Origin of the sequence: Zavarzinia sp., assembly GCF_041650655.1 — a bacterium.
GTDB lineage: Bacteria > Pseudomonadota > Alphaproteobacteria > Zavarziniales > Zavarziniaceae > Zavarzinia.
The window spans coordinates 34,270-57,287 of sequence record NZ_JBAZKR010000016.1; the positions used below are offsets into that span (position 1 = coordinate 34,270).

The 23,018-nt window shown below is 67.4% G+C and carries 19 protein-coding genes and 1 tRNA gene; 14 read left to right on the forward strand and 6 right to left on the reverse strand.

Going from position 1 to position 23,018, the window contains the following annotated elements; all coding sequences use genetic code 11:
- The first annotated feature begins 62 nt into the window (after positions 1–62).
- Together WC493_RS05500 and WC493_RS05505 are read left to right on the forward strand one after the other, a co-directional pair.
- On the forward strand, positions 63–392 hold the full coding sequence (locus tag WC493_RS05500; RefSeq protein WP_373063355.1) for a type II toxin-antitoxin system PrlF family antitoxin: 330 nt from the start codon (positions 63–65) through the stop codon (positions 390–392).
- Positions 383–874, forward strand: a complete 492-nt coding sequence (locus tag WC493_RS05505; RefSeq protein ID WP_373063357.1) for a type II toxin-antitoxin system YhaV family toxin — start codon at positions 383–385, stop codon at positions 872–874. The genes WC493_RS05500 and WC493_RS05505 overlap by 10 nt, the downstream gene beginning before the upstream one ends.
- A gap of 7 nt (positions 875–881) precedes the next feature.
- Here WC493_RS05505 and WC493_RS05510 read toward each other — a convergent pair whose 3' ends face one another.
- Positions 882–2,285, reverse strand: coding sequence for a wax ester/triacylglycerol synthase family O-acyltransferase (locus WC493_RS05510; protein WP_373063359.1), 1,404 nt, complete (start codon positions 2,283–2,285; stop codon positions 882–884).
- A 166-nt stretch (positions 2,286–2,451) separates the two neighbouring features.
- Here WC493_RS05510 and WC493_RS05515 point away from each other — a divergent pair, with 166 nt between their 5' ends.
- The 6 genes from WC493_RS05515 to WC493_RS05540 all read left to right on the forward strand — a co-directional run bounded on the left by WC493_RS05515 (position 2,452) and on the right by WC493_RS05540 (position 10,579).
- Positions 2,452–3,126, forward strand: coding sequence for a hemolysin III family protein (locus tag WC493_RS05515; RefSeq protein ID WP_373063361.1), 675 nt, complete (start codon positions 2,452–2,454; stop codon positions 3,124–3,126).
- Positions 3,127–3,298: 172 nt separating this feature from the next.
- Positions 3,299–5,170 carry a pilus assembly protein TadG-related protein gene (locus WC493_RS05520; RefSeq protein ID WP_373063363.1) on the forward strand — a complete coding sequence of 624 codons (1,872 nt, stop codon included), beginning with the start codon at positions 3,299–3,301 and terminating at the stop codon, positions 5,168–5,170.
- A complete protein-coding gene (locus WC493_RS05525; RefSeq protein WP_373063365.1) occupies positions 5,151–5,573 on the forward strand; it encodes a TadE/TadG family type IV pilus assembly protein in 423 nt (140 codons plus the stop codon). Before WC493_RS05520 ends, WC493_RS05525 begins: the two co-directional genes overlap by 20 nt.
- 26 nt (positions 5,574–5,599) lie before the next feature.
- Positions 5,600–7,741 (forward strand): pilus assembly protein TadG-related protein, encoded by a 2,142-nt coding sequence (locus WC493_RS05530; protein ID WP_373063367.1) that lies wholly within the window; start codon positions 5,600–5,602, stop codon positions 7,739–7,741.
- Positions 7,742–7,827: 86 nt separating this feature from the next.
- Positions 7,828–10,113, forward strand: coding sequence for a pilus assembly protein TadG-related protein (locus WC493_RS05535; protein WP_373063369.1), 2,286 nt, complete (start codon positions 7,828–7,830; stop codon positions 10,111–10,113).
- A 37-nt stretch (positions 10,114–10,150) separates the two neighbouring features.
- On the forward strand, positions 10,151–10,579 hold the full coding sequence (locus WC493_RS05540; RefSeq protein WP_373063371.1) for a TadE/TadG family type IV pilus assembly protein: 429 nt from the start codon (positions 10,151–10,153) through the stop codon (positions 10,577–10,579).
- A 6-nt stretch (positions 10,580–10,585) separates the two neighbouring features.
- Here the strand turns inward: WC493_RS05540 and WC493_RS05545 are convergent, their stop codons facing one another.
- The gene (locus WC493_RS05545) at positions 10,586–10,765 is read right to left on the reverse strand and encodes a hypothetical protein (RefSeq protein WP_373063373.1); all 180 of its coding nucleotides are present in this window, start codon (positions 10,763–10,765) and stop codon (positions 10,586–10,588) included.
- A gap of 101 nt (positions 10,766–10,866) precedes the next feature.
- Positions 10,867–11,643, reverse strand: coding sequence for an N-formylglutamate amidohydrolase (locus WC493_RS05550; RefSeq protein WP_373063375.1), 777 nt, complete (start codon positions 11,641–11,643; stop codon positions 10,867–10,869).
- 268 nt (positions 11,644–11,911) lie between these two features.
- Here WC493_RS05550 and WC493_RS05555 point away from each other — a divergent pair, with 268 nt between their 5' ends.
- Together WC493_RS05555 and WC493_RS05560 are read left to right on the forward strand one after the other, a co-directional pair.
- Complete coding sequence (locus WC493_RS05555; protein WP_373063377.1) at positions 11,912–12,802, forward strand: CHAP domain-containing protein; 891 nt, start codon at positions 11,912–11,914, stop codon at positions 12,800–12,802.
- A 179-nt stretch (positions 12,803–12,981) separates the two neighbouring features.
- Positions 12,982–14,505: a wax ester/triacylglycerol synthase family O-acyltransferase gene (locus tag WC493_RS05560; protein ID WP_373063379.1), complete on the forward strand. Its 1,524-nt coding sequence runs from the start codon at positions 12,982–12,984 to the stop codon at positions 14,503–14,505.
- On the opposite strand, the gene WC493_RS05565 is transcribed toward WC493_RS05560, so the two are convergent.
- Together WC493_RS05565 and WC493_RS05570 are read right to left on the reverse strand one after the other, a co-directional pair.
- Positions 14,506–14,949: a GtrA family protein gene (locus tag WC493_RS05565; protein ID WP_373063381.1), complete on the reverse strand. Its 444-nt coding sequence runs from the start codon at positions 14,947–14,949 to the stop codon at positions 14,506–14,508.
- Positions 14,946–17,600 carry a glycosyltransferase gene (locus WC493_RS05570; RefSeq protein ID WP_373063383.1) on the reverse strand — a complete coding sequence of 885 codons (2,655 nt, stop codon included), beginning with the start codon at positions 17,598–17,600 and terminating at the stop codon, positions 14,946–14,948. Before WC493_RS05570 ends, WC493_RS05565 begins: the two co-directional genes overlap by 4 nt.
- A 467-nt stretch (positions 17,601–18,067) precedes the next feature.
- Here WC493_RS05570 and WC493_RS05575 point away from each other — a divergent pair, with 467 nt between their 5' ends.
- The 4 genes from WC493_RS05575 to WC493_RS05590 all read left to right on the forward strand — a co-directional run bounded on the left by WC493_RS05575 (position 18,068) and on the right by WC493_RS05590 (position 22,737).
- Positions 18,068–18,964 carry a LysR substrate-binding domain-containing protein gene (locus WC493_RS05575; RefSeq protein WP_373063385.1) on the forward strand — a complete coding sequence of 299 codons (897 nt, stop codon included), beginning with the start codon at positions 18,068–18,070 and terminating at the stop codon, positions 18,962–18,964.
- Between the two features lie 221 nt (positions 18,965–19,185).
- Positions 19,186–19,899 (forward strand): hypothetical protein, encoded by a 714-nt coding sequence (locus WC493_RS05580; RefSeq protein ID WP_373063387.1) that lies wholly within the window; start codon positions 19,186–19,188, stop codon positions 19,897–19,899.
- 61 nt (positions 19,900–19,960) lie between these two features.
- A complete protein-coding gene (gene gabT / locus WC493_RS05585; RefSeq protein ID WP_373063389.1) occupies positions 19,961–21,253 on the forward strand; it encodes a 4-aminobutyrate--2-oxoglutarate transaminase in 1,293 nt (430 codons plus the stop codon).
- 5 nt (positions 21,254–21,258) lie between these two features.
- A complete protein-coding gene (locus WC493_RS05590) occupies positions 21,259–22,737 on the forward strand; it encodes an NAD-dependent succinate-semialdehyde dehydrogenase (RefSeq protein ID WP_373063391.1) in 1,479 nt (492 codons plus the stop codon).
- 86 nt (positions 22,738–22,823) lie between these two features.
- Here WC493_RS05590 and WC493_RS05595 read toward each other — a convergent pair.
- Positions 22,824–22,900 (reverse strand) — tRNA-Arg (locus WC493_RS05595).
- Between the last annotated feature and the right edge of the window lie 118 nt (positions 22,901–23,018).

The following is a 23,018-nucleotide window of genomic DNA, read 5'->3' on the forward strand; positions in this document are numbered from 1 at the left end:
GCCGTGCTTGAAAAGTAGGGAAAAATCCCTACCTTTGTGGCTCCCGAACGAGGAGCCGCGCCATGGCCGATCCAGCCGTCATCGCCAGGACCTGTATCGTCAGCCCCAAGGGCCAGACCACGTTGCCGCTGGCGGTTCGCCAGGTCCTCGGCGTCCGTGACGGTGGCGAAGTGGTTTTCCGCACCGACGGCCATCGGGTCGTGGTCGAAGCGGTCGAAGCCGCGCACGAAGATCCCGCCATCGGCGCCTTCCTCGGCCTGATCGCCGCGGATATCGCGGCGGCCCGGGCCGTGAGCCTTCTGCCTGCCGACCTGCTCGACGCCCTGGAGGCAGTCCGGCGCGAAGTCGATGTCGATCTGGACCAGCCGATCGAGGGCGATGTTTGCCTCTGACGGTCGGCGGCTGGACGCTCCTTTTCCATGACATGATGCTCGGTCAGATCCGCGGTCTGGCCGATGCCGCGCGCCGGGCGCGGGCGACAGACCCCGAGGGGTTTCGCGGCAATGCCAATGTCCGCACCCTGGCCGCCATCGCCAAGCTGGTCCTGGAGGTGGTCCCGGCCGATCCCGGCCATGCCAATTACCGCATCGGCAACACCATGGGCGGGGATTACCGCCATTGGTCGCGGGCCAAGTTCGGCCAGCGCTTCCGGCTGTTCTTCCGTTACGACAGTCGCGCCAAGATCATCGTCTTCGCCTGGGTGAACGACGAGGCGACTCTGCGGGCCCGCGGCGCCAAGAACGATCCCTACGCGGTCTTCAAGGCCATGCTCGAGCGCGACGATCCGCCGGACGATTGGGCGGCGCTTCTGGCTGCTGCGCAGGATCTCCCGGCCGAACTCGCGGCGTGGATGAAAGATGTGAGGGCACCCTGACGAAGAGTCAGGGACGCTTCGCCAGGGCGGCCTCGATCTCGGCCAGGGCGGCCGGCATCTGCTCCATCATGTGCTCGATGTCCGGCACCGCTTCGCGGTCGGCGGTCAGGCCGATCGCCACTTCGTTCCGGTAGGACATGATGGTGATGTTGAGGGCGATGCCCTCGATCGCCAGCGAGATCGGATAGGAATGCAGCAGTTCCGCCCCCGCCAGATAGAGCGGGAAGGGCGGACCGGGCACGTTCGAGATGATCACATTATAGGGCGGGCGGTGCAGGTCGGCGATCCGCCAGCGCGAATAGAGCCGGGCCGCCTGGGCTGCCACCAGGGGGGCGGCAAACATCGACCAGTCCTGCAACGTATTGGCGGGCAGGGCCTTCATCGCCTCCTTGGCATGGGCGGTCGAGGCCTTGATCGCGGCGAGCCGGTCGAGCGGATCGGCGATGTCGGTCGCCAGCGAGACGAACATGGCGGAGACCGCATTGTTCGCATCGCCACCGCCTTCGGTCCGGACCGAGACCGGGCAGACCGCGAGCAGGGGTTTCGCCGGCAATTCACCCGCGGCATCGAGATAGCGGCGCAGCGCCCCCGCGCACATGGCCAGCACGACGTCGTTCACCGTGGCGCCCACGGCGTTCTTCACCGCCTTGATGCGGTCGAGCGAGACTTCGCCCACGGCATAGCGGCGGTGCGGGGTGAGGGCCCGGTTGAAGGGCGTCTTCGGGGCCTGGAAGGGTGCCGTCGGCAGCGGTTCTTCCCGTGCCAGCGCCTTGCGGCCGAAGGCGATGCCGGCGCCGATCACCCGCGGCAGGCGGCGCAAGCTGCGGATCGGCGTGACCACGCCGTGGACCGAGGCGCGCAGCAGCATCTCGAAATCGGTCGGGGCGCGCTCGGGCCGCCAGGGCTTCTCGGGCGGCGGGACGTCGCGCGGCTCCGGCCCGAAATCGAGCAGCGAGACCATGAGCTCGGTACCCGACATGCCGTCGATGCAGCAATGGTGGATCTTCACATAGACCGCGACCTGGTCGTCCTCCAGGCCCTCGATCACATACATTTCCCAGAGCGGTCGGGCACGGTCGAGCGGGCGCGAATGCAGCCGGGCCACCAGTTCGAGCAGTTTCGAGCGGTCGCCCGGCGGCGGCACGGCGATATGGCGGAGGTGGAAGTCGAGGTCGAAATCCGGATCCTCGATCCAGATCGGGTGATCGATGTCGAAAGGCACCGGCACCAGGCGCCGGCGATAGGTCTTGGAGAGATGCAGCCGGCTCTCGACCAGGGCGCGGACGGCGTCGAAATAGGAGCCGGTGGCACCTTCCGGCCGCTTCAGCACCCACAACATGCCGATCTGCATGTGGTTGTTCGGCGTCTCCATGTAGAGAAACGACGCGTCGATACCCTTCAGGCGTTCCATGGAAGCGCTCCGTCGTGATTGTCGGTTTTCGGCAAACAACGAACACGCCGAGACACGCGCCACCCTAGAAGCGGGGCGCCGGCCTGCAATCGACCGAATGGACTAGCGGCGCCACCCCCGGCTTTCTATTCTTGTTACAGGGGAGCGGCACGGGAACGAGGCGAGTGTGAGCGACACGGTCTATGATTGGGGGCCCCGCCATTACAGCACGGCCGAACTCGTCGTCGATCGCTGGGTCCATCTTGTCGGTGTCGGCTTCGCGCTGCTCGGCACGGTCGTGCTGCTCTCCCTGGTCGGCATCTTCGGCGACGGCTGGGCCTTCGCCGCCGTGTTGCCTTATGCCGCCGGACTCAACGCCATGCTGATCTGTTCGGCCGCCTATAATCTGACCAAGCCCTCGGCCCGGCGGGAATTCCTTCGCCGCTTCGACCATGCGGCGATCTTCGTGATGATCGCTGGCACCTATACGCCCTTCACCACGCGCTACCTCGACGGTGCCTGGGCGATCGCCATCACCACCACCATCTGGGTCGTCGCCCTCATCGGCGTCTATGTGAAGATCGCCTTCCCGCGCCGTTTCGAGCGCGCCTCGATCGGCGTCTACCTGGCGCTCGGCTGGATCCTGGTCGTGCCGACCCGGCCCCTGCTCCACAATCTCGAGACCTCGACCTCGATCCTGATCGGCGTCGGCGGGCTGCTCTTCTCGGCCGGCACGCTGTTCCACCTCTGGCACCGGCTGCGCTTCCAGAACGCGATCTGGCATCTCTTCGTCCTGGCCGCCACCATGTGCCATTATGCGGCGGTGACCCGGGCCATGGCATTCGGGGCGGGCGCGGGGTGAATTCGGGCCATTGCAACCGAATCGGTTCAATTGCCGGGCGAGTTCCCGCAAAGCTTCCCGGAAAATTAACCACTACCGGATCAATTTGAGCCTGAAACGGTGTGAAGCAGTGAGGGCGTGGGGATACTCTGCGCCGCATGAAGCAACGAGGTCCGGGGCGATGGTCGGTTTCATGCGTAGAGGGAACGAACGCGGCGCCGCGGCGATCATTTTTGCCGTCGTCCTGCCGATCCTGCTGATCATGGTCGCCTTCGTGGTCGACTATGGCTATGCCTATTACTCGAAGCAGCGGTTGCAGGATTCCCTCGATCTCGCGGCAATCGCGGCCGCCCGGCAGCTCGACGGCGCGACCGACCAACGGGGCCGCGCCCGCTCGGCCGCGGTCGCCGTGCTGGTCCAGAACGACTATACCGGGGACAGTCTGTCCGGTGTCGAATTCGGCAGCTACCAACGCTCGCGCGGGGTGCTCGACCGTTTCGTGGTCGAGAGCAGCACGTCGTCGTCGGCGCCGACGGCGGTGCGCCTGACCGCCACCGACCCCTCGCCCCGCTTCTTCTCGCGCATCCTGGCGCAGGACAGTCTCGACGTCGGCGCGCGCTCGACCGCGGTCACCACCGGGCGCTACGCGACCGTGCGGATCGGCTCCGGTCTCGCCTCGCTCGGCCCCGGGCTGCTGAACGGGATCCTGGGCCTCCTGCTCGGCTCCAGCGTCAATCTGACCGCCCTCGACTACAACGGCCTGGTCGGCGCCAACATCGACCTGCTCGGCCTGCTCGACCAATATGCGGTGAAGGTCGGTCTCCAGGTCGGCAATTACGACCAGCTCCTGGGGGCCGATGTCTCGGCCCTCGGCATTCTCGGCGTGGTCGCCGACGTGGCGAAGAATGCCGCCAACGGCGATCCGGCGGCGCTCGGCCTCGGCATCGGTCTCGGCGATGCCTTCCCCGGCATTTCCAAACTGCCGCTCCTGAACCTGCACGACGTCAATGTGAAGCTGGGCGACCTCCTGGGCGTCGCGGCGGGGACCAACCAGAACGGCCTCGCCGTGCCGATCAATGTCTTCGACCTGGTCACGGCGGCACTCTTCGCGGCCTCGCCCGCGGCCAGCAATGCGACCGGCCAGCATCCGGTCGCCCTCTCCCTCGGCACCTTCCTGGGCGCCAGCCTCGATCTCTCGGTGGTCGAGCAGATGCAGCCTCCCTCGGGCCAGCGGGTGATCACCGACGACGACATCAAGAATGGCGACAACCTGCTGCGCACGGCGCAGATCCGTCTGCTGCTGCAGGTCGACCTGACCGGCCCGCTCGGCTCGGTGGTCAGCCTGGTGAACGGCCTGCTCGGCATCCTCAATCTGCTCGGGGTCAGCATCCAGTTGCTGCCCGACGGCAACAATCTCTCGGTCGGCGTCGACGTGGCACCGGCCCAGGCGGTGGTCACCAAGCTCGGCTGCGAACCGGCCAACACGGCGGACCGCTATGTCGCCATGAATATCGACACGGGCCTGCTCGGCGCCTTCATCGGCCAGATCGACAAGACCGCCTTCCTGTCCAACGACATCGCGGCCCATGCCGATCCTCTGACCCTGCTCAGCGTGAAGCTGTTCGGCATTCCGCTGCTTGGTGCCGGCATCGGGGTCAACCTGCCAGTCGGCGCGCCGACCCTGGCGGCCGAGGTCAAGGGGGGCGACGCGACCAGCAAGAAGGCCTTCCCCGACCTCTACGCCCTGTTCAGCCAGACCGGCCAAGCGCCCGACAATGCCGATTTCCCGAGCAGCATCCACACCGGCACGAGCCAGATCCTGACCACGCTGGTCTCGCAGTTGGTGGGTTCGCTGGGGCTCAGCCTGACCGGCGTGCTGGGCGACGTGCTGTCGGCCATCCTGAATCCGGTACTGAGCCTGCTGACCACCATCCTTTCGGTCACCTTGACGCCGATTCTGGATGCGCTGGTCGATCTTCTGTTGAATACGCTCGGCCTCAGCGTCGGCACCGCCGACGTCGCCGTGATCAACCTGGAGTGCAACAATGCGAAGCTGGTGCCTTAGGCGCTCGAGGCGCGCTGACGGCGAACGCGGCGTCGCCATCATCGAATTCTCGGTCGTCAGTGGCCTGATGGTCCTGCTGCTGCTCGGCATCATGGCCTATGGCGAGATCCTGGCGAACTACGTCCAACTGAAATATGTGGTCGGCGAATTGTCGCGACAGGTCGCCACCGGGACCAGCACGGCCGACCGCCAGAGCCGCTACACTGCCGCCAAGGCGCAGATCCTGAATACCAGCAGCCTGAACGCCGATTGCGTCAGCATCCTCGACCCGAGCTTCGTGCCGGGTACGATCCGGCTCGAGGCGACCTACAATCTGAACGGTACGGGCTGCCGCCTGATGCCGAGCTTCTTCCTGCCGATGCCGACGCAGTTGGTCGCGACCAACGAATTCACGGTGCAATAGGGCGGCGGAGCGGTAGGGCGGCGCGCATGGGGGGATCGCGGGGGATCGGCCAACAGGGGGAAAGCGGCATCGCGGCCATCCTCTTCGCCGTCAGCCTGGTCGTTCTGATCGGCATGGTCGCCATGGTAGTCGACGTCGGCTTTGCCTATTACCAGAAGCAACGCCTCCAGGACGCCCTCGATCTGGCCGCCATCGCCGGGGCGCGGGCACTGACCAACGGCACCGGCAATCAGGTCGCCGCGGTCAATGCGGCACAGGCCGCGATCGATCTGAACTACGGCATTTCGGAACATCTGACCGTGGCTTCGGGCTGTGCCACACCGGCGGTCGAAGGCGTGATCAACCTCTGCCTCGGCAGCTATGACGCCGGGACCGCGAACAACCGGCCGGCCCTGGCCAGCCGCTTCACGGCGCAGGGTTCGAGCTGTACCACCTGCACCTCCGTCCGTCTCTTCGCGCACAGCGAGGCGCCCAGTTTCTTCGCCCGCATCTTCAACGTGACGGTGCTCGACATCGGGGCGGTCTCGACCGCGGTCAAGTCCGCGACGCCGCTGGCGCGGCTGACCATCCGAAGCTCGCTCGCCACCTTGAACACCAGCCAGTCGGCCCTGCTCGGCCCGGTCTTCGGACTGCTCGGCGGCGGCGTCAACGTCTCGGCGGTGAGCTGGACCGGGCTGGTCGGCGCAGATGTCAACCTGCTCTCCTATCTCGACGGCCTGATCAGCGGCGGCGGTCTCGGCGTTTCGATCGCGGCGGGTGATTATACCAGCCTGCTGAGCACCTCGATCAGCGTCTCGCGCCTGCTCACCGGCGTCGTCAGTGCGGTCGGCCAGAACAGTACGGCAGGCCTGGCGCTCAACAGTTTCATCGGCTCCATCTCGGCCGGCATCAAGTCGACCACAGTGAAGCTCGGCTCGCTGATCGACCTCGAAACCGGCACGCCGGCCGCCGGGCTCGACACCAATATCGCCCTGCTCGACTTCCTCCAGGGCGTGCTTGTGGCGGCCAACGGGGCCTCGGCGCTCAGCACGACCGGCCTGACCCTCAGCACGGCCGGGGTCACCAGCCTGCTCAATTCGGTCGGCGGCTCGCTTCCCAACTACGGCACGCTGTCGTCGCTGCTCTCGGCGCTCTCGCCGCTCACCAGCATCCTGGGCGGGGCGGCCACGGTCACGGTGAAGCTCAAGGTGATCGAGCCGCCCCAGCTCTCGGCGATCGGCAATCCGGCCGATGCCAAGGCCGCCACCGACAAGCGGGCCGGCGCAGGAGCGATCTATGTCCGGACCGGGCAGATCCGCCTCTATGTCTCGATCCAGCTGCCGATCCTGAACACGCTGTCGTCGCTGCTCAACGCGGTCGCCACGTTGGCCAATTCCTCGCAGCTCGTCTCGATCCTGAATAGTGCGCTCAGCCTGAATCTTTTCGACCTGCTGACCGGGCTGCTGCCCATCCCGACCGTCAAGAACGTGCTCGACATCAAGATTCTGCCGCAGCCCCGGATCGACGTCAGCGTGGACCTGGCCTATGGCGAAGCCTATGTGACCGACTATACCTGCCCGGCCTCGGGCAGCGACTCCCTGTCGATCAACGCGGCGTCCAGCGTGGGGCTGGTGAATGTCGGCACGCTGGACCCGACGACGGTGTTCTCCTCGACCACACCACCCGCGGTCAATCCGGTGACGATCATCGATATCGGGACCAAGTCCTGCACCGTGACCTGTCTCCTTGGCCTCTGCGGGACGTCCAATTGCGGGGCGCATCATGCGCTGACGGGTGGTGGCCTTGGCCTCTATGCCAATGCCACGGTCGCCGGATCGCAATATAGCTACGCCTATTCCGCCCTGCCCAAGCTCGACGAAGCGACGAACAACTACCATTCGTTTTCGATCAGCAACGTGATCGGCGGCCTGAAAACGACCCTGGCGGGCCTGCACATCGACTCCTATAAGCCGGCGGCGGGCAACGCCAATCTGATCAGCACGCTGCTGACCGGGACCGCCACCCTGACCTCCACCATCGTGTCGATCCTCAATCCGGTGATCACCCTGCTCGCCGCGGTGCTCGATCCGATCGTGAACTTCCTGCTCAATCTGCTCGGCCTCGACGTGGCCAATATCGACGTCGGCGCCAACATGACTTGCAACGCCGGGGCACGCCTCGCGAATTGACTTCCCTGCCGCCGTTAAGAAGGCGTCCACGGTTCCGTGGCTGAATGGTCCGGGATGAAGGCTGGATCGGCGTCGCGGGACACTGAATGAGTGCGAGACACAGGACAGGGAACGAGCACGAGCACGAGCGCGGCGTCGCCGCTTTGCTCTTCATCGCCGGGCTTTCCGTCCTGATCGGTATGATGGCCATGGTGATCGACCTCGGTTACACCTACTTCCAGCGCCAGCGCTTGCAGGATTCCCTGGACCTCGCGGCGATCGCGGCGACGCGCGGGCTCGGCGCGTCGGCCGGCAACGGGGCTGCGGCGGTCCGGGCCGCCCAGGCCGCACTCGATCTCGACTACACGGGCGGCCAGCACCTCCAGGTGGCGGCCGGTTGCGGCGCCCCGGAGGCGCCGGGGATCGTCAATCTCTGCCTCGGGACTTATGATTTCGGCGTGCCCGGCAGTCGCCCGCGGCCGGACCAGCGCTTCGTCGCCCAGGGGGCGAGTTGCGCGGATTGCACCGCCGTCCGCCTTGACGGCGCGGTGACGGTACCCAGCTTCTTCGCGCGGATCTACGATGTGGCGGCGGTCGGTGTCGGTGCCCGGGCGGTCGCGGCCAAGCCAGGCTCACCGCTCGCCCGGCTCACCATCCGCAGCACGCTGGCGAGCCTCGACAACGATGCCCTGGCCCGGCTGTTCGGCCTGCTGGGCGGCAAGGTCAATCTGACGTTGGTCGGCTGGGAAGGGTTGGTCGATGCCAAGCTGGATCTGCACAGTTTCCTCGACCGGCTCATCCTGCGGAACGGCGCGTCTCTGAACCTCCAGGCCGGCGACTATACCCAAGTGCTCGACGCTTCGTTCCGGGTCTCCGAACTGCTGGCGGCGGCGATCGAGGTCCTCGGCCCGGACACGACGGCGGGCCTCGTCCTGCAGACGGTGGCGACTGCGACGGCCGCCACGGTCGGCCCGGCCCTGATCCGTGTCGGCGATGTCGTCGCGATGCAGTCCGGCCTGCCGGACTCTGCACTCGATCTCGACCTCGGCGTGCTCGATGTGCTCGAAGCCTTCTTCCTGGCGGCGAACGGCCGCAATGCCCTGGCGGGCGAGATCGTGATGTCGGACGAGGGCATCACCGCCCTGCTGCAGGCACTGGGCGGTGGCCAGCCCGGACAAGCGCTGGCGCAGGCGTTACAGGATTACGTTCCGCACACCAATCTTTTCGGCGGCGTTGCCACGGTCACCCTGCGCTTCGCCGTGATCGAACCCCCCCGCCTGTCGGCCATCGGCAATCCCGAACGGGCAAAACAGGAAGCCGACAAGAAGACCGGGGCCGATGCGATCTATGTCCGCACGGCGCAGATCCGGGTCCACCTGTCTGTCAATCTGCCGATCATGCACAGCCTGACCGGGCTTCTGAACGCATTGGCGCAACTGGTCGATCCGGCGGTGGTGGTGCTGAACGATACGCTGTCGCTCGACGTCGTCGGGGCGGTCGGTGATCTCGTCACCCTGGTCGACGGGTTGATCGGTTCGGTCGCCTGCATTCTTGCCTGCGATGTCACGCGCTCCGACACCAAGGACGTGCTGGACATCAAGATTCTGGATCGCGGCGAGACGCAAGGAGCGGGCTTCGATGCCGTGCTCGATCTCGGCGGCGGCGAAGCCTATGTCACCGACTATAGTTGCGGCACGGGGGCGACGCCGCCGCATCTGTCGACGGTGGTCGAAACCAGTGTCGCCCATGTCGACGCCGGCGTGTTGGCCAATCCGGCCGCCGTCTTCGCCTCCGACAGTTTTCCCGTGATGCTGCCGGCCCCCCTGATCGATTTCGGCACGGTCAGGACGACGGTGAGCGAACACAAGATCTGCGGTCTCCTGCACGCCAAACTGTCCTGCACGACGACCACCAGCACGACGACCGAACCCCGACTCGCCTTCGCCGGCGGCGGGGTCGCCCTGCGGGTCGACGCGCCCCTGTTGGGCAATGGTCAGACCACGCTGGCACCGGGCAGCAGCGACCCTTATGGCTATACCTGCGACGACCCCTATACCGATCCGCCCGAAATCGGCGCGGCGCCCGGCTATTGCAGCTATCCGACGAGCAATCTGATCGCCAGCCTGTCCGACACATTGGCGGGCGCCAATGTCGAGGTGGTGGAGCCGGGCCAGGCTGCGGGCAGCCTGTCGAGCAATCCATTTTACGCCCTGGGTCACCTCACGGCGGCGCAGAGCATCACGGACACCATCCTGCGGCCGATCGTCGGCGTGCTGTCCAATGCCCTCGATCCCTTGTTGAACGTCCTGCTCGATTTCCTCGGGCTCGGGCTCGACAAGGTCGATGTCGGGGCCAACCTTTCTTGCAATGGGGCTTCGCGCCTCGTCAACTAGCGTGGTCGGCAAGGTCGACAGGAGCGGAGCGTTCGAGATGCGTCATCACAAGTGCGGCGACCGCGGACAGGCGGACGGCGAGCGGGGGGCTTCGATCATCGAATTCGCCTTGGTCGCGGCGCTCATGTTCATGCTGCTGTTCGGCATTCTGTCCTATGGCGAAGTCTTCTCCGACTATGTCCAGCTGCGCCACCGGCTCGGCGAGATTTCGCGCCTGGTCTCGCTCGGCGAGGATGCGGCCGACCGCCAGACCATCTTCACCCAGCTCGCTAACGAGGTGCAGCCGGGCTTCATGAGCCGCAACGGCTGCGTGCCGACCTACGTCATGGACTCGGCTTCCAGCCCCATCACCATTACCGCGACCTACGATTACCAAGGCGGCGCCTGCCGGATCATGCCGCAGATTCCCCTGGTGCCGCTGCCGGCCACGGTTGTCGCGCGGAACAGCTTCACCGTGACCAATTGAGCCTGCTCAGGCGGTGAAGCCGGCCAGGATGGCGGGGTCGGCCGGAATCAGCGCGCCGAAGGGGTCGGGGCGCCAGGGCATCGGCGGCTGATGCACGACATCGGTCACCGCCTGGGCGATGCCGAGACTGGACAGGGTGATCATCAGGGCGAGCCAACCTCGCCACAGCCACTCGATCATGGGCATCAGCTTCTCCTCGTTCGCGCAACCGAACGGGAAAATGCTGCACCAGCGAATAAAATCTCGCATATGCAAAATATGCCGATCTGGGGCGGTCGCGCCGCGGATCAGGCCGCGGCCAGGGCTTCCAGCCCCGGCTCCAGCGCCCGCCAGCACTCGGCGAGCCGGGCCGCCCAAATGTCCTGGCCGGCGCTGCCGGCGACACCGTCCTGGCGCATTTCGATCAGGGCATGGAGCAGGCCGCGCCCCTCGCCATAGACCGGCATGGCGTAATCGCCCGAATCCGTGACCGCATAGGGCTGGTTGTCGCCGACCGAAAGCGCGGGCCAGCGCCGGCGCAGGATATCGATCAGGCGCCCGGCCAGGCGTCGGTCGCGGCCATAGGTAATGCCGATCTGCCAGGGCCGCGGCGTCCCCAGGTCGGGCGTGAAGGAATGAATCGCCAGCACGACCGAAGGGCGCCCCTCGGCCGCGCGGCGGTCGAGCAGGGCGCTGATGGCGGCGTGATAGGGGCGGAACAGGTCGGCTTCGCGCGCCGCCCGTTCCGTGGCCCCCAGGTTCCGGTTGCCGGGCACGGCGATGCCGCCGGTCACTTCGGGAATCGAGGTGGGGGCACCGGGCGGGCGGTTGCAGTCGATCGCCAAGCGGGAATAGCCGGAGAGCACCAGGGGCGCATCGATCAGGGCGGACAGGCGGCGCGCCACGGCGGCCGCGCCGATGTCCCAGCCGATGTGGTCGAGTCGCTGGGTCTCGCTCAGGCCGAGATCGCCCAGGCGGCGGGGCAGAAGGGGACTCGCATGGTCGCACAGCAACACCGCCGCCGAGCGTCCCGATGGATTCGCGACCTCGACCGCCGGCGCCTCGCCCGATTCCAGAAGCTGCATCTTTTCCGCCCGTATCGGGTCAAACCTGCCTGCGACACTATCGAGCAATAGCAAGCGCTTGCGGTATCCGGCAACGAGTCCTTGCGATTCCCGGCCATATATTGCGTCAAGTCAATGACGGCGCGGCAAAATCCCCCCTGCGCCTAGGGTGATTGAGGGTGGACAGGATTATTTCGGTTTGTTACATCGGCTGGGCAGGGCGAACACCGGATAGCGGAACGGGGGCAAAATGGCAATGCGGGCGAGGCTTTGGGGCCGTGGCTTGATTGTGGCTTTCGCAATCGCCGCTTCCGTTTCTCTCACCGCACCCGCCAAGGCCGTCGAATGCGTCCCCTATGCGCGCCAGGTTTCCGGCGTCGAGATCAAGGGCGACGCCTGGACCTGGTGGGGTCAGGCCCGGCAGGTCGGCTATCAGACCGGCGGCCATCCCAAGGTCGGCGCCGTGATGGTGTTCAAGCGCGCCAACGGTATGCGTCGCGGCCATGTCGCGGTGGTCCGCAACGTCGTGAATTCCCGTGAAGTGGTAATCGATCACGCCAATTGGGCCGGCCGGCGCAGCGGTATGAAGGGCCGGGTCGACCGCGGCGTTTCGGTGATCGACGTCTCGCCCCGTAACGACTGGTCGATGGTGCGCGTCTGGTACCCGGTGATCGACGATTACGGCACCAGCATCTATCCGCTCTACGGCTTCATCTACAACGGCGGCGCGCCCAGCTTCGAGGATGCGGTGGCCCGCAGCGACGACGGCGACGATGCCGCGGCCGATGCCCGGGGCCTCGATTCCCGCCCGGCCAACGCCCGTGTCGAGGAAGCCGGCCCGATCCGCGTGAGCGCCCCCGCCGGCACCCTGGACTCCCAGCTGCGCAGCTCCCAATCCCATGGCGCGACTGTCATGATCCGCGCCGGCAAGCCGGTGGTGATCGGTCATCCGGTGGTCTCGGAAGGCGATCCGGGCTCCGCCGTGGAACCGCCGCGCCGCCCGACCGAGCGGGCCGACGAGCCGCGCTCCCCCACCGCCAAGCCGCGCGCCCTGGCGGCCTCCGCCGAGCGGAACCCGTCCCGTCACGTCGTGCCCAAGCCGGCCGCCGGCAAGCCCGAGCAGTTCGCTGCCAATGGCGCCCAGCTGCCCGCGATGCCGACGATCAAGCCTGCGCCATAAGATCCCACTTCGCCCGAGATCGTCAGCTCGCCGGTGACGTACCGGCGGGCTTCGCGTAGTCTTTTCCCGTGGTTGTCGGCGTAAAGGATGATTCTGCGGCTCGGATGTGAGGAATTGGCGCGGTTTCCTGCGGCAAATCGGTCTCCACCTTGCCGGAAACCGCGCTGGGGAGGCGATCGATGCGTCAGTTGAGCGGACTTGATCAGGGGTTCCTGCACCTCGAGACCGCTAATTCGCCGATGCATATCGCAGGGCTCTGCTTCTACGACCCCTCGACCGCCAAGGAGCCCTTCAGTTTCCAGGCGATCCGGGACGGCATCGAAAAGCGCCTGCATCTCGCCCGCACCTTCCGCGAGCGCCTGGTCGAAGTGCCGCTCTCCCTCGACCGCGCCTATTGGATCGAGGATCCGGATTTCGACCTCGACTACCACCTGCGCCATACCGCGGTGCCCCAGCCGGGCGACTGGCCCACCCTGGCGGCCATGGTCTCGCGCATTCTCTCGCATCCGCTGGACCGCAGCCGCCCGCTCTGGGAATTCTATGTGATCGAGGGGCTGGGGGCGATCGAGGGCATGCCGCCGAGCTGTTTCGCCACCCTGGTGAAGATTCATCATGCCGCGATCGACGGCGTTTCCGCGAACGACATCCTCTTCGCCCTGACCGACATGACGCCGGAAGGCCGCAACATCGAGCCGCCGCGCCGCCGCTGGGTGCCGGAACGGATCCCGACGGCGGGCCAGCTCTTGCTGCGCACGGCAGCGACCTCGGTGGTGGCGCCTTTCAAGCTGCTCGAAGTGGTGCCCAAGCTGGCCTCTTCGGTGATCAGTGCGGCTGCCCACCTGCCCAAATACCGGGAAAACCCGCCGGCGGCCCCCTTCCAGGCGCCGCGGACGCCTTTGAACGTGCCGATCTCGGCCCAGCGCATCTGGGACGGCACGATCTTCCCGCTCGATATCGTGAAGCGGATCCGCAAGGCGGTCGACGGTGCCACGGTCAACGACGTGATCCTGACCATCTGCGCCGGTGCGCTGCGCCGCTGGCTCGAAAAGCACCACGCCCTGCCGGACAAGTCGCTGATCGCCTTCGCGCCGATCTCGGTCCGCAACGAGGCGGAGAAGGGCCAGCTCGGCAACCAGGTCTCGGGCATGTTGGTCTCGATCGCGACCGACATCGCCCATCCGCTCGAGAGGCTCGCCGCCGTCCAGCAGAATACCGCCCGCTCGAAGAGCCTGACCAATGCGATCGGCGCCCGCGCGCTGACCGACTATACCCGCTATGTGCCCTCGGCCACGGCGGCCCTGGCGACCCGCCTCTATACCCGCATGAAGGCGGCGGAAGCGCATCGTCCGCTGTTCAACTGCGTGATCACCAATGTGCCCGGGCCGCAGATCCCGCTCTACAGCCTGGGCAGCAAGCTGGTGGCCCAGATCGGCTATGGCCCGATCTTCGACGGCATGGGCCTGCTGCTCGCGATCTTCAGCTACAACGGCACGATCTCGATCGGCGTCTCGTCGTGCCGGCGCATCATGCCGGACATCGCCGATTTCGTGTCCTTCCTGAAGGACGCCCTGGCCGAACTCGCAGCCGCGGCCGAAGCGGCCCTGACCGAAGAAGAGGTCGATGTGCTGGAGCCCATGCCCGCCAGCGCCCCGAAGCGCCCCCGCCGCCGCGGCGAGATCCCGCCGGTGGCGACGGCGACCTGATCAGCCCCGGTCCGCCTTGAACACCAGCTTGCTGGCGGCGGTGAAATTCACCGCGAGGCCGGCGATCGAGCCGAAGGCGACGGCGATCGAGGGATAGTCGCGGGCCAGCGGCCAGAGCGTGATGGTCGCGGCATAGACGGCGTAATTCACCGCCTGGCCGCCGAGCTGGCTCACCACGAAGTGCGCCCATTGGCGCAGCACCGGCTCACGCGCGGCGTCGCGGAAGGTGATCAGGCGGTTGCAGAAGAAGGTGAAGGTGACCGCGACCACGAAGGCGAAGACGCCGGCCGAATAGAGGTCGAGGCCGAAGAGATCCGCCGCCAGATGGACGGCGGCGATGCTGACCACAAGTCCCGCCGTGCCGATCAGGGCGAAGCGGAAGAAGCGGCCGCGCAGGAAGGCCCGGACGAGGCCCGGCCCGCGCGGCCGCTCGGCTGTGCTCAATGCCCGGCGCCCGGGGTCTGCATCCGGCCGTTGGCGATCGGCTCACGCCGGGGCGCCGGCCGGCCGAAGGGCAGCCAGCGCAGGCCCGGCACGGCGCTGATCATGGAGAGCGCCAGGGCCGCCAGATAGGGCAGGGACTGCACCACCATGACCGCGACCCAGACATAGGCTTCCTTGTCGTGCGGGCCATAGACCACCCCGACCGCCGCCGCCGCCGCCCACAGTGCGAGCATCAGCGTGGTTTCCTCGCGGGCATGGAGCAACCCGCGGATGGCCGCCGGCTTGTCCTCGCATTTCGGCGTGCGCAGGAAGGGCTTTTCCTTCTTCACGAGGCCGATCAGGAAGGCCTTGCCGACAGTATAGGTCAGCGCCAGGCCGGCGATCGCGGCGCCCGCCGCCTGGGTCACCGTGCAGGGCACCCGCTTGGCGTAGAGCGAGAACGTATAGGCCAGCTTGAAGCCGAAGACCGCCAGGGTGGGGACCAGGAACAGGGTGACCGGGAAGGCGAAGATCTCGGGCAGCAGCAGCAGGCCCACGGTCCAAGCGAGGCCAGCCAGCGTGAACACCAGGTTCATCGCGTCGGCGAACCAGGGCGCCCAGCCCATGATGAAGTGATACTTCTGGGCCAGCGTCAGGCCGGTCGACTTGAAGGGGTTCAGCCAGGACATGCGGCCGCGCAGGATCTGCATCGCGCCGAAGGCCCAGCGGAAACGCTGGCCGCGGTAGGAGGCGAAGCTGTCCGGCGTCACGCCACGGCCGAAGCGGTGGTTGATATAGACCGACTTGTAGCCCTCGTGCATCAGCTTCAGGCCCATCTCGGCGTCTTCGCAGATGGTCCAGGTCGACCAGTTGCCGACCGCTTCCATCGCCTTGCGGCGGACCAGCGTCATGGTGCCGTGCTGGATGATGGCGTCACGCTCGTTGCGGATCTTCATGCCGATGTGGAAGAAGCCGGCATATTCCCAGTTGATCATCTCCTTGAAGGCATTGCCGGCCCAGTCGTAATGGTCCTGCGGCGCCTGCACGAAGCCGACCTTCTCCTCGTCGAAATAGGGGATCGTCGCCTTCAGCCAGTCGGGCTCGACCAGATAGTCGCTGTCGATCACGCCCACCACTTCGACGTCCGGCGCGGTCTGGCCCATGGCGAAGTTGAGGGCACCGGCCTTGAAGCCCTTGCAGACTTCGAGGTGGAAGAAGCGGAAGCGCGTTCCCAGCAGTTCGCAGTAAGCCTGCACCGGCTGCCAGATCGCGGGGTCCTTGGTGTTGTTGTCGATCACCAGGACTTCGAGATTCGGGTAGTCGAGCTTGGCCAGGCTGTCGAGGGTCTTGCGCACCATGTCGGCCGGCTCGTTGCAGATCGGCAGATGCAGCGAGACCTTGGGCCAGACGCGGTCGCGCTCGGCCGCAGGCGTCAGGCGGAAGGGCGTGAAATGCCGCTTCTCGCGCCGGGCGAACAGGCCTTCCGACATCTCGAAGCCTTCGGCCAGGATCAGCGTCAGCAGGAACACCATGCCGAAGGAGAGCCCCGTCCAGACCGCGATCATGGGCAGGTTCAGGTACTGCGTGGTGCCGTAATGGACGGTCCACACCATCAGGTTGGCCGCCACCATCAGCAGGCTCGAGAAGAGCAGCTTGCCCGGGGCGCGCAGGTTGTTCGACTTGCGCAGGAAATAGGTGAGCGGCAGGAGGGCGATGGCCGCGGCGATGGCGGCCAGCAACGGCCAATCGCGCACCGAGGTGACATCGCCGGCGAGCGGGAACTTGGCCTGGCGGTCGGCGTCATAGAGGCCCCAATAGGCACCCACGGCCCCTTCGATCTGCCGCTTCCAGGGCTGGTCGAAGGCTTCCATGATCGAATAGTCCCAGCCGCGGGCGCGCGCCAGCGCCAGGAAATCGCGGATGAAATTGGCTTCGGTGGTGAGGCCGGGGACGGCGCCGTCGCGCATCCGGCCGTCGGACGGCCAGCCGATTTCCGAAATCACGATCTTCTTGCCCGGATAGGCGCGGGCGAGCTGGTCGTAGCGGCGGGTGATGTAGTCGAGCGCCTGGTCGGCCGGCACGCCTTCCCAATAGGGCAGCAGGTGCACGGCGATGAAGTCGGTCGCCTCGACCAGATCGGGGTGGTCGAGCCAGATATGCCAGGGTTCCGCGGTCGAGACCGGCTGGTCGACCTGGCCCTTCACCTTCTTGATCATGCGGATCAGTTCGGGAACCGTGACGTCGCCGCGCAGCACCGCCTCGTTGCCGACCATCAGCCGCTTCACGTTGGCATTGTCGTTGGCGACGCGGATCAGGCCGGCGATCTCGGCGTCGTTGTTGTCCTGGCGCTTGTCCAGCCAGGCGCCGGCGATCACGGCGAGCCCGTGTTCGGCCGCCATCGGCGGGATCTCGTCCTGGCCGTTCTGCGTCGAATAGGTACGGATGCCCTGGGCGAAGGTCGAGACCAGCGCCAGATCTTCGTCGATCTGCGCAGGAGTCGGGTTGCGCCCTTCGTTAGGGTTCTGGTCGGCCCGGTGGGGGTCGAAGGAGACGGCCTGCAGCGAGCCTTCCCAATCGGTCATCGAGGCCGGGCGGTTGAACCAGGCCCAGACACCCGCATGGGCGGCCAGCACGACAAGTAGGACAGCGAGATTGACGGCGTATTTGCGCATCTTTAGTTGACCCGAAACTGCGTCAGAGCATGAACCCTGCACGGCGCTCCCCGGTTCCTTCGCGGGCGCACTCTTCCACTCGCGGGATTGCACGGCCCTCATGCAAGAGTCGCATGAGGTAACACGTCATGACGTCGATCCGGAGTCGAGGGGTGAGGGCCAGCGGCAGGTACCTTTGGCCCGAGCGCGCCGACCGGGCGGTCGGCCCTAGGCCTGAAAGCCATGCGACGGCTGCGGCGCCTCGGGCGCGAGGCGTATGCCCTCATGCTCCTGCTCACCGCCGGCGCCCCTGCTCCGGTCTCGTGATGCAGTGCCGCAATTCGGCCGCATTCGCAAACGGCTGTCCAGATGGGACAGAAGCGCTGATGTGAAATGAATCGGCGCTGCGGCAGGCGAGCAACAGCTCCCGGTTCCGGTCGGGTCCTGCGCCGTGTAAGGTCGGCGCGCCGCCACTTCCGGGGTTCGCCTTGTCCCGTCGCCTGCCACCCCTGACTGCCCTTCGCGCCTTCGAGGCGGTGGCCCGCCTGGGCGGCACCCGCCGTGCCGGCGAGGACCTGAACGTCAGCCATACGGTGGTCAGCCGGCACCTGCATAATCTCGAAGCCTGGGCCGGCGTCCGCCTGGTCGAGCGGGACGGCCGCGGCATCGTGCTGACAGCCGAGGGCCGGCGCTATTACGAGCGGATCGCCAAGGGCTTCGACCTGATCGCCGCGGCGACCGAGGAACTGTCGCCCCGCGGCGGTTCGGGCGAGATGCGCATCGTCTGCGTGCCCGGCCTCGCCGTCCGCTGGCTGACCCGGCGCCTGGCCGATCTCGAGGCGGCACTGCCCGGGGTCGACATCGTCTTGCAGCCGACCGACCGTTCGCCCGATTTCGCCAAGGGCGAGGCGGATGCCGAGATCGGCTTCAACCTGAAGCCCCAGCCGGGCCTGACCCTGGTCGAACTGGCGATGCCGCGCTTCTTTCCCGTGGCGAGCCCGGTCTTCGTCGCCCGCCGAGGTCCCTTCGCCGGCCCGGCCGACGTTGCCGCCGCCCCCCTGATCCACGAAGAGAGCCGGGAACAATGGCGCCAGTGGCTGGCCGCCGCCGGGCTCGACCCGGTGCCGCCGCTGCACGGCCCCCGGCTCTGGCATGCCGATGCCGCGATCGAGGCGGCGCTCCAGGGCCAGGGTATCGCGCTGGCCAACCGCCTGCTGGTCGGCGACGACCTCGCCGCCGGGCGCCTCGTCGAAGTGCTAAAGACCGACATCCGCCTCGGCCCCTATGGCTTGCGCGGGCCGGCGGCGGCCTGGGAGGGGCGCTCGATGGGCCGCCTGCGCAACTGGCTCGCCAGTGCCCTGGCCGATACGGTCTCCGGCCGATGACGCCGGCCGCGGGCGAGCGCCTCCTTGTCGTACCGGCCCTGAGCCGGAAACATCGGCTCTGGTTGACCATTGTCCTGGCGCCGCTCTGCGGAATCGCCGGTTTCACCCTCTGCCTACTCGCCGGGGCCGGACTGCGTTGGCTGGCGAACGAGCCCGGTTGGCTCCTTGCCCTCGGCTTGGCCTTCCTTGGTTTGACGAGCGGCATCAGGACAGGGCGGCGGTTGGCGGTCCTGCTGACCGCGGTCACCTATTACCGGCCAGGGCGCAGCCTCATCCTCTTCCGGTTGGCCCCCGGCCGCCGCTTCTGGGCCGCCACCGGCGTCGCCGCCCTGCTGGGGGCGGCGGCGCTGGCCTGGCTCGCGCTCGACCGGGGGCCGCCGGTGCTGGCCCTGCCGACCGCCGCCTTCCTGGTCCTGGCGGTCGAGGCGTGGCGCCGCGTCCGGGCCCCGGCAGCCGTCGCTGTCGAGCCGGCCGCGGTCCGCGTGCTCACCCGCTACGGCCTTCTGGACGGCGAGGCAGTGAGTGCCGCCTGCCTCGCCTACCGCCCGCTCGGACCGGGCAGGACGACGGCGATCTGGGCGCTGGCGATCAGCGGCGACCAGTTCGTCGCCTGTGTCTTCACCGATGCCAAGGTGCAGGGCGCCCGCCGAGCCCTGTCCGAAGCGAGGGCAGTCGGCATGGACCGGGCCCGCCACGGCGATGCAACCCTGGTCCTGGTCTTCGCCGACGATGCGCCCGAGCAGCGCTGGCAGATCCGCCTGCGCCGCCACGCCCCGGGCCAGACGGTATCGCCCGCCCAATTCTGCCGCAGTCTGCTCCGCGCTCTCGACCAGGGGCGGGGCCAGGCCGGCGGCTGGCCGCGGCCTGACGTCCTCTTCGAGGCGCGCACCGAAGAAATGGTGCTTGCAGAGCACCAGTCGGCGCAGAAAACCTGATAGTCGGCGGCGGCGTTCGGCCGCACCATTCGGGCCTTCGTCAGCCCCGAGGGATGCCGCCATGGCCACCAATGCCGAACTCACCGCCCGCCGCGAAGCCGCCACGCCGCGCGGCGTTTCCGTCGCCTATCCGGTCTATGCCGAAAAGGCGCTGAACGCGGAACTCTGGGATGTCGAGGGCAATCGCTTCGTCGATTTCGCGGGCGGCATCGCCGTGCTGAATGTCGGCCACCGCCATCCGAAGGTGATCGCCGCGGTCAAGGAACAGCTCGACCACTTCACCCATACCGCCTATCAGGTCGCCCCCTACGAGGGCTACGTCGCCCTGGCCGAGCGGCTGAATGCGCTCGCCCCCTTCAAGGGTCCGGCCAAGACCGTGTTCTTCACCACGGGCGCCGAGGCGACCGAGAATGCGGTGAAGATCTCGCGCGCCCATACCGGCCGTTCGGCCGTCATCGCCTTCACCGGCGCCTTCCACGGCCGCACCATGATGACCATGGCGATGACCGGCAAGACCCTGCCCTACAAGCGGAAGTTCGGCCCGCTGCCGAACGAGGTCTTCCACGTGCCGTTCCCGAACGAGCTGCATGGCGTCTCGGTCGCGGATTCGCTGCGCGCCCTCGAATTCCTGTTCCGCGCCGACGTGGAACCCGCCCGCGTCGCCTGCATCATCATCGAGCCGGTGCAGGGCGAGGGCGGCTTCTATCCGGCACCCAAGGAACTCCTGGAGGCGCTCCGCGCCATCTGTGACGAGCATGGTATCGTCCTGGTCGCCGACGAGGTGCAGACCGGCTTCGCCCGCACGGGCAAGATCTTCGGCATCGAGCATTCCGGTGTCGAGCCCGACCTTGTCACGGTGGCCAAGTCGCTCGGCGGCGGCTTCCCGATTTCGGGCGTGATCGGCAAGGCGCCGATCATGGACGCGGCCGACCCGGGTGGCATCGGCGGCACCTATGCCGGCTCGCCGATCTCCTGCGCCGCGGCGCTCGCCGTGCTCGACGTCATCGCCGAAGAGAAGCTGCTCGACCGCGCCAATGCGATCGGCGAGCGGATCAAGGCCCGCGTCGCCAAGATCAACACCCGGAACGACACCGTGCCGGTGACCGCGATCCGCGGTCCGGGCGCCATGATCGGCTTCGACATCGTGAAGTCGGGGGGCGGTTACGAGCCCGATGCCGAAGCGACCAAGCGGGTCACGGCGGAAGCGCTGAAGGCCGGGCTCATTCTTCTCTCCTGCGGCGTCTATGCCAACGTGATCCGCGTCCTGGTGCCGCTGACCGTTTCCGACGCCGTGCTGGACGAGGGGCTGGACAAGCTCGAGACCGCCCTCGCCGCCGCCTATCAGGGGGCCTGAGGGAAATGACCTTCGCATTCAAGACCCCGGTGGCCCTGCCGCTGCGGGATCCTTCCCTGCTCGAGAACCGCTGCCTGATCGACGGCGAGTTCCTGGGCGACGGCGTCGACGCCGTGCATAACCCGGCGACCGGCGTGCTGATCGGTACCGTGCCGCACTTCGGTGCGGCCGAGGCGACGGCGGCGGTCGAGGCCGCGTCGCGCGCCTTCAAGCCCTGGGCCGCCCGCCTGGCCAAGGAGCGGAGCGCCGTCCTCCGCCGCTGGTTCGAGCTGATCATCGAAAACAGGGAAGACCTGGCCGAGATCCTGACCGCCGAACAGGGCAAGCCGCTGGCCGAAGCCAGGGGCGAGATCGACTACGCCGCTTCCTATGTCGAATATTACGCGGAAGAGGCGAAGCGGATCTACGGCGAGACCATCCCCTCGCATCGGCCCGACGCCCGCATCCTGGTGCTGCGCCAGCCGACCGGCGTCGTCGCCGCGATCACGCCGTGGAATTTCCCGGCCGGCATGATCACGCGCAAGATCGCCCCGGCGCTCGCCGCCGGCTGCACCGCCGTGGTGAAGCCGGCGCCGGAAACCCCCTTCACCGCCCTGGCACTCGCCGTGCTGGCCCGGCGGGCGGGGATTCCGGCCGGCGTCTTCAATGTGATCACCGGCGATGCACCGGCGATCGGCAAGGTGTTCTGCTCGCATCCCGCCGTCCGCGTGGTGGGCTTCACCGGCTCGACCGAGGTGGGCAAGCTGCTCATGGCCCAAGCCGCCGGCGGGGTGAAGAAGGTCGCCCTGGAGCTCGGCGGCAATGCGCCCTTCATCGTCTTCGACGATGCCGATGTCGATGCCGCGGTCGAAGGCGCCATGGTTTCGAAGTTCCGCAACATGGGGCAGACCTGTGTCTGCGCCAACCGGCTCTATGTCCAGGCCGGGGTCTACGATCGCTTCGTGGAGCGCCTCGCCGAGCGTGTCGCCGCCCTCGTCGTCGGTGACGGCGCCGCCCCGGGGGTCACCCAAGGACCGCTGATCACGCCGGACGCCCTGGCCAAGGTCGAGCGCCTGGTCGCCGACGCCAAGGCCAAGGGCGCCAGCGCGGTGACCGGCGGCAAGCATCACGCCCTCGGCCGGACCTTCTACGAGCCGACCGTGCTGCGCGACGTGACGGCGGACATGACGGTGGCCCGGGAAGAGATCTTCGGCCCCGTCGCCCCGGTCTTCCGCTTCGAGACCGAAGACGAGGTGATCGCCGCCGCCAATGCGACCGAATACGGTCTCGCCGCCTATTTCTATTCGCGTGACGTCGGCCGCATCTTCCGCGTCGGCGAAGCGCTGGAATACGGCATGGTCGGGGTCAATTCCGGCCTGCTCTCCTCCGAACTTGCCCCCTTCGGCGGCATCAAGGAGAGCGGCAACAGCCGCGAAGGCGGCCCCCACGGCATCGAGGAATTCGTCGAGCTGAAATATATGCTGCTCGGCGGCCTGGCGCAGTGAGATCGGGGCCCGGCGACGGGCCCCGACCTATGCGGCCTGTTCGGCAATGGCGCTGCCTCGCACCTGCGGTCTCGGGGCGAAATTTGTGGTGTCCCCGGCGAGATTCGAACTCACGGCCCCAGGATTAGGAATCCTGTGCTCTATCCTGCTGAGCTACGGGGACACGCGACCGGTTGTAACGGCAGGCGGGGGCGGGCGTCAATCGGCTGCGCTCAGAAGCCGTAGGCGTTGCCGGGCAGCACTTCGCCGAACTGGCCGAGCCGGTCGGTGTGGCAGCGGTC

Excerpts from the sequence above, each read along its gene's own strand:
- WC493_RS05500 (WP_373063355.1), top strand. The coding sequence starts at position 63 with ATGGCCGATCCAGCCGTCATCGCCAGGACCTGTATCGTCAGCCCCAAG.
- WC493_RS05510 (WP_373063359.1), bottom strand. The coding sequence starts at position 2,285 with ATGGAACGCCTGAAGGGTATCGACGCGTCGTTTCTCTACATGGAGACG.
- WC493_RS05520 (WP_373063363.1), top strand. The coding sequence starts at position 3,299 with ATGCGTAGAGGGAACGAACGCGGCGCCGCGGCGATCATTTTTGCCGTC.
- WC493_RS05525 (WP_373063365.1), top strand. The coding sequence starts at position 5,151 with ATGCGAAGCTGGTGCCTTAGGCGCTCGAGGCGCGCTGACGGCGAACGC.
- WC493_RS05530 (WP_373063367.1), top strand. The coding sequence starts at position 5,600 with ATGGGGGGATCGCGGGGGATCGGCCAACAGGGGGAAAGCGGCATCGCG.
- WC493_RS05535 (WP_373063369.1), top strand. The coding sequence starts at position 7,828 with ATGAGTGCGAGACACAGGACAGGGAACGAGCACGAGCACGAGCGCGGC.
- WC493_RS05540 (WP_373063371.1), top strand. The coding sequence starts at position 10,151 with ATGCGTCATCACAAGTGCGGCGACCGCGGACAGGCGGACGGCGAGCGG.
- WC493_RS05545 (WP_373063373.1), bottom strand. The coding sequence starts at position 10,765 with ATGCCCATGATCGAGTGGCTGTGGCGAGGTTGGCTCGCCCTGATGATC.
- WC493_RS05550 (WP_373063375.1), bottom strand. The coding sequence starts at position 11,643 with ATGCAGCTTCTGGAATCGGGCGAGGCGCCGGCGGTCGAGGTCGCGAAT.
- WC493_RS05560 (WP_373063379.1), top strand. The coding sequence starts at position 12,982 with ATGCGTCAGTTGAGCGGACTTGATCAGGGGTTCCTGCACCTCGAGACC.
- WC493_RS05570 (WP_373063383.1), bottom strand. The coding sequence starts at position 17,600 with ATGCGCAAATACGCCGTCAATCTCGCTGTCCTACTTGTCGTGCTGGCC.
- gabT (WP_373063389.1), top strand. The coding sequence starts at position 19,961 with ATGGCCACCAATGCCGAACTCACCGCCCGCCGCGAAGCCGCCACGCCG.
- WC493_RS05590 (WP_373063391.1), top strand. The coding sequence starts at position 21,259 with ATGACCTTCGCATTCAAGACCCCGGTGGCCCTGCCGCTGCGGGATCCT.